At 58.1% G+C, this 12,545-nt stretch carries 14 protein-coding genes; 11 read left to right on the forward strand and 3 right to left on the reverse strand.

The genetic code is table 11. The annotated features are described in order from the left end of the window. Positions 1 to 124: 124 nt before the first annotated feature. From PHU01S_RS19690 to PHU01S_RS26930, 3 genes are read right to left on the reverse strand one after another with little or no spacing between them, the layout of a single operon-like run. Positions 125 to 421 (reverse strand): hypothetical protein, encoded by a 297-nt coding sequence (locus PHU01S_RS19690; protein WP_127509477.1) that lies wholly within the window; start codon positions 419 to 421, stop codon positions 125 to 127. Then, positions 418 to 960 carry a DUF1572 family protein gene (locus PHU01S_RS19695; protein WP_021879827.1) on the reverse strand — a complete coding sequence of 181 codons (543 nt, stop codon included), beginning with the start codon at positions 958 to 960 and terminating at the stop codon, positions 418 to 420. Before PHU01S_RS19695 ends, PHU01S_RS19690 begins: the two co-directional genes overlap by 4 nt. Positions 961 to 993: 33 nt before the next feature. Then, positions 994 to 1,128, reverse strand: coding sequence for a hypothetical protein (locus PHU01S_RS26930; protein WP_281279814.1), 135 nt, complete (start codon positions 1,126 to 1,128; stop codon positions 994 to 996). A gap of 31 nt (positions 1,129 to 1,159) precedes the next feature. Between PHU01S_RS26930 and PHU01S_RS19700 the strand changes: the two genes are divergently transcribed. The 11 genes from PHU01S_RS19700 (at position 1,160) to PHU01S_RS19750 (ending at position 12,537) form a co-directional block, all read left to right on the forward strand. Next, on the forward strand, positions 1,160 to 1,627 hold the full coding sequence (locus tag PHU01S_RS19700) for an N-acetyltransferase (RefSeq protein WP_021879826.1): 468 nt from the start codon (positions 1,160 to 1,162) through the stop codon (positions 1,625 to 1,627). Positions 1,628 to 1,833: 206 nt separating this feature from the next. Then, complete coding sequence (locus PHU01S_RS19705; protein ID WP_021879825.1) at positions 1,834 to 2,667, forward strand: sugar phosphate isomerase/epimerase family protein; 834 nt, start codon at positions 1,834 to 1,836, stop codon at positions 2,665 to 2,667. A 142-nt stretch (positions 2,668 to 2,809) separates the two neighbouring features. Further along, the gene (gene hrcA, locus PHU01S_RS19710; RefSeq protein ID WP_048746674.1) at positions 2,810 to 3,838 is read left to right on the forward strand and encodes a heat-inducible transcriptional repressor HrcA; all 1,029 of its coding nucleotides are present in this window, start codon (positions 2,810 to 2,812) and stop codon (positions 3,836 to 3,838) included. A 157-nt stretch (positions 3,839 to 3,995) separates the two neighbouring features. Then, positions 3,996 to 4,544, forward strand: coding sequence for a nucleotide exchange factor GrpE (gene grpE, locus PHU01S_RS19715; RefSeq protein WP_127509492.1), 549 nt, complete (start codon positions 3,996 to 3,998; stop codon positions 4,542 to 4,544). A gap of 90 nt (positions 4,545 to 4,634) precedes the next feature. After that, on the forward strand, positions 4,635 to 6,473 hold the full coding sequence (gene dnaK, locus PHU01S_RS19720) for a molecular chaperone DnaK (RefSeq protein ID WP_048746676.1): 1,839 nt from the start codon (positions 4,635 to 4,637) through the stop codon (positions 6,471 to 6,473). 383 nt (positions 6,474 to 6,856) lie between these two features. Then, positions 6,857 to 7,993: a molecular chaperone DnaJ gene (gene dnaJ / locus PHU01S_RS19725; protein WP_048746678.1), complete on the forward strand. Its 1,137-nt coding sequence runs from the start codon at positions 6,857 to 6,859 to the stop codon at positions 7,991 to 7,993. 262 nt (positions 7,994 to 8,255) lie between these two features. After that, entirely contained in the window at positions 8,256 to 8,951 is a 696-nt protein-coding gene (locus PHU01S_RS19730; protein WP_048746679.1) for a FadR/GntR family transcriptional regulator, read from the forward strand. Positions 8,952 to 9,064: 113 nt separating this feature from the next. After that, positions 9,065 to 10,414 (forward strand): acyclic terpene utilization AtuA family protein, encoded by a 1,350-nt coding sequence (locus tag PHU01S_RS19735; protein WP_048746680.1) that lies wholly within the window; start codon positions 9,065 to 9,067, stop codon positions 10,412 to 10,414. A gap of 14 nt (positions 10,415 to 10,428) precedes the next feature. Further along, a complete protein-coding gene (locus PHU01S_RS19740; RefSeq protein ID WP_021880290.1) occupies positions 10,429 to 10,755 on the forward strand; it encodes a DUF4387 domain-containing protein in 327 nt (108 codons plus the stop codon). 3 nt (positions 10,756 to 10,758) lie between these two features. Next, positions 10,759 to 11,652, forward strand: a complete 894-nt coding sequence (locus tag PHU01S_RS19745) for an ABC transporter permease (RefSeq protein ID WP_048746682.1) — start codon at positions 10,759 to 10,761, stop codon at positions 11,650 to 11,652. A 12-nt stretch (positions 11,653 to 11,664) separates the two neighbouring features. Further along, positions 11,665 to 12,537 (forward strand): carbohydrate ABC transporter permease, encoded by an 873-nt coding sequence (locus PHU01S_RS19750; protein WP_021880288.1) that lies wholly within the window; start codon positions 11,665 to 11,667, stop codon positions 12,535 to 12,537. The last annotated feature ends 8 nt before the right edge of the window (positions 12,538 to 12,545 follow it).

Below are 12,545 nucleotides of genomic sequence, written 5' to 3' on the forward strand. Positions count from 1 at the left end.
CTTAGATGCAGGCTTTTTTGCGGCGGCATTGCCGAGGCTTGCTTGCCGTAAGCAGGCTGCTTGCATGTCGTATGCAGATCGCTAGTTAGTTGCTGGCCGCTGCGCCGTCAACGTCAACAGACGGTCACCCGGCTTTCGAGTCCGTTCCGTTCTCTTCCGTTCCATGAGGATCTTCTTCCGAATGGGGAGGGAGCTGCCGGTACAGGACGAGAGCCAGGATGAGATTGATTAGACCGAGGCTTCCGGTTGTGCCAAGTCTTATCCATGCGTACGCCGACATTTTCGGCGGCCCGTTCCCGATCGGCCCCGTTTTGGGCACGTTCAGAGCCCACCAGATGTCGATCAGAATGAACAGGAAGAAGACGACAAGAATCAGGCTGAAGACGAGATAGCCGGTCACGAAGAAACGGTTGTTCCTCATCCACCGCTTCTTTTCGCTTCATTAAAAGCGTCCGAGCCGCCCCTGGGGATGCTGAGCGTGTGCCAGTCTCCGGAACGGTACGCCTTGGCGGCATACACGATCTGCCCGACATGATGGCTGAAGTGGGCGACCTGGCGCTGGATCGCTTCGACGACGGTATGCCGCTCGCCGCGGATGAGGACGGTGCCGAGCAGATCTTCCGGCTGCAGGGAATCGAAGGCCGTCCGGAGAGCGGCCCATCCCTCCTCCCAGCCGGAGAGGACAGCCTGCCTGTCCGTCCCGGGCGGAAGCTCGAATTCCCCGTCGCGGTTGCGGTCCGGCTTTTCCCCGTCGGCCGTCAGAAAGTCGGTCCATCTGGACTTCAAGTTCCCGGACAGATGGCGGACGATGACGGCGATGCTGTTGGATTCCGGCGAGGGCGTCCAGAACAGGCCCCCGTCGTCGATTTGGCCGAGCGAGCGGTCCGCCAGCTTCTTCTGGCTTTCGAAGGTCGCGAGGCAGCTTTGCAGCAGATGGCTTCCGAGCTGTTGAGAAGACATGTCGTTTTCCTCCTTAGACTTGTACTCCCCCTATCATACTCCTTGCTGGAAATATCCGGCAAACCGATTTTGCGATCGGCAGGCCAAGCTATTTTTATCGGGAGACGGCAGATAGGCAGGCGGATTTTTTTCTTGAGCATTAATTCTATTTGATGTATATTTATTCATATTGTAAAAAAGGCCGAGAGGAGGACCATGGATGCTGGTAAAGGAAGCGTTGTGCCGCAAAGCAAGCCCCCAGGACGTGGATACGCTGTATGAGCTGATCAAAAATTATGCAGAGAAGGGGATCATGCTTCCGAGGTCCAGGGAAGTGCTCCTCCGGCAGATCGATACGTTCGTCATTGCCGAGCTCGATGGAGATGTCGTCGGCTGCGGCTCTCTTACGCGGCTGGGGCAGGACCTGGTCGAGATCCGCTCGCTCGGGATTACGGAAGGATACAAGGGATACGGCATCGGCAGCAAAATCGTCGATCTGCTGATCAAGAATGCCCAGGAGCAGGGCATACCGAAGATCATGGCGCTGACCTATGAAGTCCGCTTCTTCGAGCGCAATGGATTTGCCGTCGTGAACAAGGATATTTTTCCGGAGAAAGTATGGACCGATTGCATCCATTGCCCCAAGCAGCATGCCTGCGACGAGATCGCGGTTTTGCGAAATATTTGATCAGCCGGCTTCCGGCAGGAACTGAAGGGGCCGATCGCGAAGCAGAAGAAGAAGCCGCCCGGGGGACGGGCGCTTTTTCTTTCGGGCAGGCTGCCCGCCTGAATCGGCCGGGTTTATAGAAGGAAGATGAGTTTTCGGGTGAAAAGCCGGCCTGACATGAAAGCGATTTCTTCAACATATGCTTATCCTAAAGGAGATGCTGCCAAATGTCGTATTTATCCGTCAGCACATGGAGCCTGCATCGGCTTCTCGGTCCTCTTCGCTGGACGATATGGGACGAGGAGGACGGCGTACACAGGACGGCGCTGGAGCCGCAGCCGGAAGAGCTGTCCTTGCTGGAGCTGCCCGCTGCAGCGGCAGCGAAAGGCTTTCAGGCGCTCGAGGTATGCCACTTCCACTTTCCTTCCCGGGAGCCGGACGATCTCATGAAGCTCAGAGCCGCATTTCGGAATGCAGGAATCGCATTCGATACGCTGTTGCTGGACTACGGGGATCTGACTTCGCCGGATCCACGCAGAGTCGAGGCGGACGAGCGGTATATCTCGTCCTGGATCGATGCTGCCGCCCTTGCCGGAGCGAAGAAGGTGCGGGTCATTGCAGGAGAAGCGATGCCGACCGATGAGGGGGCTCTAGCCCGCTCCGCTGCGAGCCTGGACAGACTGTCGGCCTATGCGCACGAATGCGGGGTGCGCATCGTGACGGAGAATTTCAAGCCTCTGACCTCCACAGGTCCCAGCTGCCTCAAGCTGCTCGGGCGGACGGAGAAGCCGCTGGCGATGATAACGGATTTCGGCAATTTCAAGGGCGCGGCCAAATACGAAGAGCTGGCGATGATTTTGCCGAGAAGCTTGTCCGTGCACGCCAAGGCCGAGTTCGACGAGCACGGCATCCCGGACGAGCAGGAGCTTCGCCTTTGTTTGGAAGCTGTCCGCCATTCGGGTTACGACGGCTCCTACGTCATCATCTATGACGGTCCCGGGGACATGTGGGCCGGAATCGAGAGGGTGCGCCGAATCGTGGAGCCCTATGCGGCCGGCTGAAGCCTTGCAGATACCAAATCACTTGACAATCGTCGAGTAGGTTTGGTATTTTTGTATTAAATGTTAGCACTCATCAAGGTGGAGTGCTAACGGCGAACCGGCAAGCCGGCCGAAAATGGATACGCACGGGAGGAGAACGCGGATGTTAACCGAACGACAGCAGCTTATTCTTGGCGCCATCATCAATGACTATATCCGGTCTGCCGAGCCTGTAGGTTCCCGCAGCATCTCCAAGCGGGGAGACGTAGGGTTCAGCCCTGCGACCATCCGCAACGAGATGGCGGATCTGGAGGAGCTCGGCTTCCTGGAGCAGCCCCATACATCGGCCGGACGCATCCCTTCCATTCAGGGATACCGGTATTACGTCGACCATTTAATGAAGCATGACAGCGTCACGGACAACGAGCTCAAGACCATGCGGTCGTTTTTTGCGAGCCGGATGATCGAGATGGAGCAAGTCGTCCAGCATGCCGCGATGATTATCTCGAACCTGACCAATTACACCTCGATCGTGCTCGGACCCGATTCGGTCAATCAGGCGCTCAAGCATTTCCAGCTTGTTCCCCTTGGCGGAGACAAGGCGGTCGCGATCGTCGTCACGGATACCGGCCATGTCGAGAACCGCACGGTGACGATTCCGGCCGATCTGGACATGAGCGACATGGAGAAGGCGGTCCGTTTTCTCAACGAGAGGCTGAGCGGAGTTCCGCTGCTGCGGCTCAAGTCGCGGCTGTTCTCGGAAGCCGGGGAAGAAATGGGTCGTTACGCCGAGCAGATCGAAGGGCTTCTGGGCATACTTGAACAGGCGCTGCGGCCGGAGCAGGACGGCAGGCTGTTCGTCTCCGGCACGACCAACATCTTAACGCAGCCGGAGTTCAAGGATGTCGACAAGGTCAAGACTCTGTTCGATCTGCTCGACGAGACGCCGACGATGCTGAAGCTGTTCTCGTCCATGCCGGAAGGCATCCAGGTGCGGATCGGAACCGAGAACGACCATGAGGCGATAGCGAGCTGCAGCCTGATTACGGCGACTTATGCTCTCGACGGACATTCGCTCGGCACGATCGGCATTCTCGGCCCTACCCGGATGGACTACGGCAAGGTCATCAGCCTTTTGGGAGCGCTCAGCAGCAACATGCATTTGATGATCGGGCGCGGAGGGCAGCGCTGAAGCGGAGACATTGGATCCCGCACCGCCATGGTGCAGGATGACCGGGCTAGATCCCGGTACATAAGCCGCTAGCGGCGATTATTGCAGGAGGTGAGTATGCTTGGAATCCAAGAAGAATACGCTAGATGAACAGGAACAGCATCACGAAGGGGATAGGATGGACCCGGATGAGCAGACGGCCGAGCAGGCATCGGCTGCCGCGGCAGGCGAGCCGGCTCCGGCAGAGGGCGGGGCGGAAGCCGAAGCTCCCGCAGCAGATCCGCGCTACGACGAGCTGTCGAAGCAGGCGGAGGAGCACCAGCAGCGCTATCTGCGCGCACAGGCGGACTTCGACAATTTCCGCCGCCGCACGCAGAAGGAGAAGGAAGAGCTTGCCCAGTACGCCTCCTCGAAGCTTCTGACCCAGCTTTTGCCGGTCGTCGACAACTTCGAGCGCGCGCTAGCGGCGGCAGCCGGCAGCGGCGATTCCGATTCGCTTGCCAAGGGCGTGGACATGATTTTCCGCCAGCTGCAAGGCGTTCTTGAACAGGAAGGCCTCAAAGCGATGGAAGCGGTCGGAAGCCCGTTCAACCCCGAGTTCCATCAGGCGATCATGCAGGTGGAGTCGGAAGACCATGAGGAAGGCATCGTCGTGGAGGAAGTCCAGAAGGGCTATATCCTCAAGGACAAGGTGCTTCGCCCTGCGATGGTCAAGGTCAGCGGTTAAGCGGTCGTCCCGGCGCATTAAGCTGCCTTTAAGATACAGAGGTTATACTTCATTTATAAAATGTGGATGAAAACGAAGGAGGATATACTCATGAGCAAAGTAATCGGCATCGACCTTGGAACAACGAACTCCTGCGTAGCGGTAATGGAAGGCGGCGAAGCCGTCGTCATTCCGAATCCGGAAGGCAACCGCACGACCCCATCGGTCGTCGGCTTCAAGAAGGACGGCGAGCGCATCGTCGGCGAAACGGCCAAGCGCCAAGCGATCACGAATCCGGACCGCACGATCATGTCGATCAAGCGCCATATGGGCACAAACCACAAGGAAACGGTAGACGGCAAAGACTTCACGCCGCAAGAAATCTCTGCGATCATTCTGCAGAAGCTGAAATCCGATGCGGAAGCCTACCTGGGCCAAGCCGTGACGCAAGCGGTCATTACCGTACCGGCCTACTTCAACGATTCCCAGCGCCAGGCGACCAAGGACGCAGGCAAAATCGCCGGCCTCGAAGTGCTCCGCATCGTCAACGAGCCGACGGCCGCAGCACTTGCTTACGGCCTCGAGAAAACGGAAGATCAAACGATTCTCGTCTATGACCTTGGCGGCGGCACGTTCGACGTCTCCATCCTCGAGCTCGGCGACGGCTTCTTCGAAGTCAAAGCGACAAGCGGCGACAACCACCTCGGCGGCGACGACTTCGACCAAGTCATCATCGACCATATCGTATCCGAGTTCAAGAAAGAGCATGGAACGGATCTGTCCAAGGACAAGGCTGCCGTCCAGCGCCTGAAGGATGCGGCCGAGAAAGCGAAGAAAGAGCTGTCCGGCGTCCTGACGACGACGATCAGCCTGCCGTTCATCACGATGGTAGACGGCGTTCCCCAGCACTTGGAGATGAACCTTACCCGCGCCAAATTCGAAGAGATCGCAGCTCCGCTCGTCGAGCGCACTCTCGGACCTACGCGTCAAGCTCTGAGCGACTCCGGCCTGTCCGCGAGCGAGATCAGCAAGGTCGTCCTTGTCGGCGGCTCCACTCGCATTCCTGCCGTGCAGGAAGCGATCAAAAAGCTGATCGGCAAAGAGCCGCATAAAGGCGTCAACCCGGATGAAGTCGTCGCTCTCGGCGCTGCCGTTCAAGCGGGCGTCCTGACCGGCGACGTCAAGGATGTTGTGCTGCTCGACGTCACTCCGCTCTCCCTCGGCATCGAGACGGCCGGCGGCGTGTTCACCAAAATGATCGACCGCAACACGACGATTCCAACGAGCAAATCCCAAGTGTACTCCACCTATGCGGACAACCAAACAAGCGTAGAAATCCACGTCCTGCAAGGCGAGCGCTCCATGGCTTCGGGCAACAAGACGCTTGGACGCTTCATGCTGGGAGACATTCCGCCGGCTCCGCGCGGAATTCCGCAGATCGAAGTCACCTTCGACATCGACGCCAACGGCATCGTGAACGTCAGCGCCTTGGATAAAGGCACGGGCAAGAGCCAGAAGATTACGATCACATCCTCGAGCGGCCTCAGCGACGAGGAAGTCGAGCGCATGATGAAGGACGCCGAGCTGAACGCCGAGGAAGACCGCAAGCGCAAAGAGCTCGTCGAAGCGAAAAACAATGCCGACCAGCTGATCTACTCCGTCGACAAGACGGTGAAGGATCTGGGCGACAAAGTCGATGCGGGCGAGATCGAAAAAGCGAACAAAGCGAAGGAAGCTCTGCAGGCGGCAATCGGCGGCGAAGATCTGGAAGTCATCCAGAAGGCGACCGAGGAGCTGACGGAAATCGTGCAGCAGCTGTCCGTTAAGCTTTATGAGCAAGCGGCTCAAGCCGAGCAGGGCGCTCCTGGCGCAGACGCGGGTGGAGCTTCCGCCGGCGGCAAGGACAACGTCGTGGACGCCGACTACGAAGTCGTCGACGACAAGAAGTAAGCGGGTTGCTTCTTCGACGCGAATGGACAGGGATGGACTTGAAGGAGCCGTTCGCGTTACCATAGCAATAGCCATCCATCAAGCGGCTCCGCCTTTTTCCAAGCAGCGCCCTGCGGCCATCCGGCCCGGGGCACCGGGAGGGAGAGGGCGGCAAGCCGTTTGTTGCGTGTTTGAGCAAGGGTGAAAGTAAGAGTTTAGATGCGGATATGCGGGAGTGGTCTGTTCGGGTCTGGAAAAACGTCAGTGGTCGCCTTTGAAGACAAATTTCAACCCTTTTAAGGGGTTGTGAAAAAAGAAAGTTGTCTTCAACAGCGATGGGAAGATCGAACAGTTCCTACAGCATGCTTGAGCATATCGATAAAATCTCATGGGGGTGAGAGAGGTTGGCGGACAAACGCGATTATTATGAGGTGCTTGGAGTCGATAAAGGCGCCTCGGGCGAAGACATCAAGAAGGCTTACCGCAAGATGGCCAGGCAGTACCATCCCGACGTGAACAAGGAAGCGGATGCGGAAAGCAAGTTCAAGGAAGTGAAGGAAGCCTACGACACGCTGAGCGACGATCAGAAGCGTTCGGTGTATGATCAGTACGGCCACGTCGACCCGAATCAGTTCGGAGGAGGCGGCTTCTCCGGACAGGACTTCGGAGGCGGCTTCGGCGACATCTTCGACATGTTCTTCGGCGGCGGAGGCGGCCGGCGCGATCCTAACGCGCCGCAGCGGGGCAACGACCTGCAGTATACGATGACGATCGAGTTCAAGGAAGCGGTGTTCGGCAAGGAAACCGAGATCACCATTCCGCGGACCGAAAATTGCGATACATGCCACGGCTCCGGCGCCAAGCCGGGAACGAAGCCGGAAACCTGCTCGGTCTGCCGCGGCAGCGGTCAGCAGGAGGTCGTGCAGAACACGCCTTTCGGCCGCATGGTCAACCGCCGCGCCTGCACGAACTGCAGCGGCACCGGCAAAATCATCAAAGAAAAATGCGGCACCTGCCATGGCGCCGGCAAAGTCAAAAAACAGCGTAAAATCACGGTCAAGATTCCGGCGGGCGTGGACGAAGGCGCTCAAATCCGCCTGACCGGCGAGGGCGAAGGCGGAACGAAAGGCGGCCCGAACGGCGATCTGTACATCGTGCTGCGCGTCAAGCCGCATGAATTCTTCGACCGCGAGAACGACGACATCTACTGCGAGATCCCGCTCACGTTCGCGCAGGCGGCGCTCGGCGACGAGATCGAGATTCCGACGCTGACCGAGAAGGTCAAGCTGAAGATTCCGGCCGGCACCCAGACGGGCACGTATTTCCGCCTGAAGGGCAAAGGCGTGCCGAAGCTGCGCGGCTACGGCAACGGCGACCAGCATGTCAAGGTGACGGTCGTGACGCCGACCGCCCTCAGCGACGAGCAGAAGGATCTGCTTCGCCAGCTCGGCGGCTTAGGCGGCTCCTCGGCTCCTGGCCAGGAGCAGGAGCATCACGAAAGCATTTTCGACCGGATGAAAAAGGCTTTCCGGGGCGACTAGTTCTGCAAGGCAAGGCAATAAGGTGCGTTCTTCTCCTTGAAGAGCGCACTTTTTGTCTTTTGAATCAGCAATTATGATGGGTATCATGCTGACACATAAATTCTATCGCCGCAATAAAAGGTGAACGCGCTTGAGAAAGCACGACCAGCTTTGCATGTATGAAAGCGCTTGACACGATCCCATCCTGCGCTTATGATTAACCCGTGGTCAATTGGATGATCCAATTACGGCAACGTGCGAGATAGAGAGGAAAGACTTATTTATGACGATTAAGAAAATCAAATATCATCGGGTCTACGAGGATGTCATCGAGCAGCTGAAAACCCTTATTCTCGAAGGCAACCTCGCCCCAGGAGACTTCCTGCCGACGGAGAGGGAGCTGGCCCAGTCGTTCGGCATCAGCCGCGGCACGCTGCGGGAGGCGTTCCGCATCCTGGAGCGCGAAGGGCTGATCGAGGCCAGGCCCGGCGGCGGCCGCTTCCTGAGCAAGTCGCTTGAAGTCGCCGAGGACCGCAGCCGCATCCTCGACAATATCGAGCGGGCGACGATCATTGAACTGCTGGAGGCCCGCGAGCTGTTCGAGACCGGCATCGTGGAGCTCGCCGCCAAGCGGGCGACCGAGGAGGATATCGCGGAGATCGAAGACGCTTTCGAGGCTTGGGGAAGGATCGATCTCGACGGGGACCGCTCCAAGCCGGATCAGGCTTTCCACCTGTCGATCGCCAAGGCGACCCATAATGTCGTGCTCGTCAACATGATCGAGCTGCAGATGGATATGCTGCAGCGCACGCTGAGCAAGACGGCGGTCATTCCCGGCCGCAAGAGCGAGGTCTACGAGGAGCATCTGCTCATTCTGCAGGCGATCAAGGAACGGGATCCCGTCAAGGCGAGGCTTGCCTTGCTCAACCATTTGAGCCATGTGAAGGACAATATTCAACGAAACGCGGTTCAAGCCTAAGGGGAGATCCCCTTTTTCTTCACCCTAAATTGGGTGATCCAATTATCCAGCTGTCCAATCATCCAAATGTTTCCAGAACGATCTACTACGACTTGAAAAGGAGGGAGACCGAGATGAGCACAGACATTCGAATCTTATCGCCCTGCGGCATGCTGGGATACGGATTTCCGGAGAAATCCTTCATGAACGGAATGAGCCAGGAGCCGCACGGCATCGTCGTGGATGCCGGCTCGACCGATGGAGGACCGCACAAGCTGGGCGCCGGCGTCTCCATCGTCAGCAAGAGGGCGGTGAAGAAGGACCTCGGCATCATGATTCCAGCCGGACTATCCAGCGGAATACCGATCATCATCGGCTCGGCCGGGGGCTCCGGAGCGAGAACGCATGTGAACTGGACGCTGGAGATCATCGACGAGCTCCTGGAGGAAATGAACCTGCAGGCCAGCATTACCGTCATCTGGGCAGACTTCTCTCAGCAGGATATCCGGCAGGCCAGAGAGGAAGGGCGGATCGTCTCCCTGAGTCCGAACATTCCGCCGCTCACGGAAGAGGCCATCGCGGCTACGAACAGCATCGTGGCCCAGATGGGACACGAGCCGATCGTCGAAGCGCTGCGAGGCGGGGCGGATATCATCGTCTGCGGCAGAGCCTACGATCCATCGCCGTTCGCGGCTATCGGCATCTATCATGGCAAGGATCCGGGCCTGTCCTACCATCTGGGCAAGATTTTGGAATGCGGCGCGCTGTGCGCCGAGCCGGGCACGACCAAGGACAGCATTCTCGGGACGATCGGCGACGGCTATTTCACCGTCCAATCGCTCAATCCGGACCGGACCTGCAGCGAGACAAGCGTGGCGGCCCATACGTTCTACGAGAAGGAGCATCCCTACATCCTGCATGGACCGGGCTTCACGCTGGACCTGGAGTTATGCCGCTTCGAGGAAAGCAGTCCTGGCGTCGTGCGCGTCAGCGGCAGCCGGTATCTACCGGCAGAGACGTATAGAATCAAGCTCGAAGGCGCGAGGCAGACCGCTTACCGGACCTTCGTCGTGGCGGGCATCCGCGACCCGATCCTGCTGGGCAAGCTGGAGGCGGTCCAGGAGCTGGTCCGCAGCCAGGCGAAGGACTACTATCGGGACATCCCGGAGTCGGATTACGAGATCCGCTTCTACAACTACGGGATGAACGGCGTGCTGGGCAGCCAGGAGCCGGAGGCGTTCCGGGGACATGAGGTCGGCGTCATGTTCGAGGTTGTCGCCCGCACGCAGGAGCTGGCCAGCAGCATCTGCGCGACCGTCCGCTCGACCTTCCTGCATTACGGCTATGAGGGACGCAAGTCGACCGCCGGCAATCTGGCCTTTCCGTTCGCTCCCAGCGATATCGAGTTCGGGCCGGTATATGCGTTTTCCGTGTACCACCTGATGGAATCGAGACCGGATGTCTTCACGATCGAGCAGCGATAAGGAGGAAGCAAGCCATGACCAAGCTCGGCGATATGGCCAAGGTGCTGCGAAGCAAAAACTCCGGCCCCTTTGAACTTACTCTGGATGTGCTCTTCGACTCCAGGGAAATGTATGAACACGTCAAGAACTCCGGTTCCGTCACAAGAGAAGCCGTCAGCAAGGCTTATGGAATGACGGAGGAACGGATTCATCACTTTGTCTTTTTCGACCAGGCGCTCGGCTTCAAGGTGACGATGTCGCGGGATATCTCCTCCGGCAGCGCCGGAGACCGGGATGTGTACGGAGCCCAGCAGCATGCCCCGCTCATGCAGCTGGAAATCCATTGTCCCCGGGAGGTGTAGGCTATGAACGTCATGAAGCGGCTGCGGCAGGACTGGGTTCTTTACGCCATGCTGTTCCTGCCCCTGCTCTACTTCTTCATCTTCCATCTCATCCCGCTGTACGGCATGAAGCTCGCCTTCCAGGATTACCGCATCATCGGCGACCCTGTCTGGGTCGGATGGAAGCATTTCAAGACGCTGTTCAGCTCGCCGGCATTCGCCAGCGTGCTCCAGAACACCATCATCATCAGCTTGATGAAGATCATCTTCGTCTTTCCGATTCCGATCGCGCTGTCTCTCTTCATCAATGAAGTGCGCAGCTCCAAGTACCGCAAATACGTGCAGTCCGTGCTTTACCTGCCGCATTTCCTGTCCTGGGTCGTCATCGCGGGAATCTGGATCAGCCTTCTGAATCCGGCGACCGGCGGCGTCAACCAGATCGCGAGCTTCTTCCAGCTGCCGTCGGTCGATTATATGACGAGCAAGGAGCATATCCGCTGGGTGCTCGTCTTCTCGGAGATTTGGCGCAGCGCGGGATGGGATTCCATCATCTATCTGGCTGCGATCATGAAAATCAGCCCGGGGCTGTACGAAGCGGCCAAGATCGACGGCGCGACCCGGCTGCAGCAGATGCGCTTCATTACGATGCCCCATCTCTACAGCACTGTTGTAACCGTCTTCATTCTCAATCTGGGCTTCTTCATGAATGCCGGCTTCGATCAGGTGTTCAACTTCATGAATGCATCGGTCATCAGCGTCGTGGACATTCTGGACACGTATGTGTACCGGATCGGCATCGGCAACGGCCAGTTCGCCTATGCGACAGCGGCAAGCCTGTTCAAGGGCGTCATCGGCATCGTCCTCATCCTGGGCACGCATTTCATCTCGAAGCGCATCTCAGGCAAAGGCGTCTGGTAGGGGGGATAACAAGTGAGAAGACTGGAAGTTTCGAAACTCGTCATTTATTTGCTGTTGTTCGCCTTCACGCTCATGGTGCTCGTGCCTCTGCTCAATCTGCTTGCCCTTTCCTTCACGGAGCCGGGCAAGGCGCATCTGATGGGCGGTCTGGACATCATCCCGAAGGGCTTCTCCACGCTCAACTATGAGCTTCTGTTCGCCAATCCGCTCATTACGGGCAGCATCCTCAATTCGGTCTGGATTACCGTTGCGGGTACGGCGCTGAACCTGGCGCTCACCTCGATGGCCGCCTACGTGCTCGCCCGCAATGAATTCGCAGGCAAGAAATTCGTCCTTTTCTTCCTGATTGTCATCATGGTATTCGAGCCGGGCATGATACCCGAATATTTGCTCATCAAGGATATCGGCCTGATGAATACGCTGACCTCGCTGATTCTGTACAAGGCGGTCAATGTGTATTATCTCTTCATCCTGATGCGGTTTTTCCAGGACATTCCGGAGGAAATTCTGGAGGCCTCCCGCATCGACGGAGCCGGCCACTTCCGCATGTACAGCCGGATCATGATGCCGCTCTCCAAGCCGGGGCTGGCTACGCTCGGACTGTTCTACGGCGTGTACCACTGGAACGAGTATTTCCGGGCCACGCTGTACATCTCGGAGCCGGCGAAGTGGCCGCTGCAGGTCGTGCTGAGGCAGTTCGTCGTCCGCAAGGACAATACGTCGCTCATCGGCAGCCAGAATATGTTCGACAGCTCCATCCATTTCGACTTCGCGGCGCTGCAGGCCGGAACGATCATCATCGCCATCGTGCCGCTGCTCGTGCTCTACCCGTTCATCCTGAAGTATTACGCCAAGGGCGCTCTGGAAGGGGGAGTCAAGGATTAAGCCGGAGT

The organism is Paenibacillus humicus NBRC 102415 (assembly GCF_004000905.1).
GTDB lineage: Bacteria > Bacillota > Bacilli > Paenibacillales > Paenibacillaceae > Paenibacillus_O > Paenibacillus_O humicus.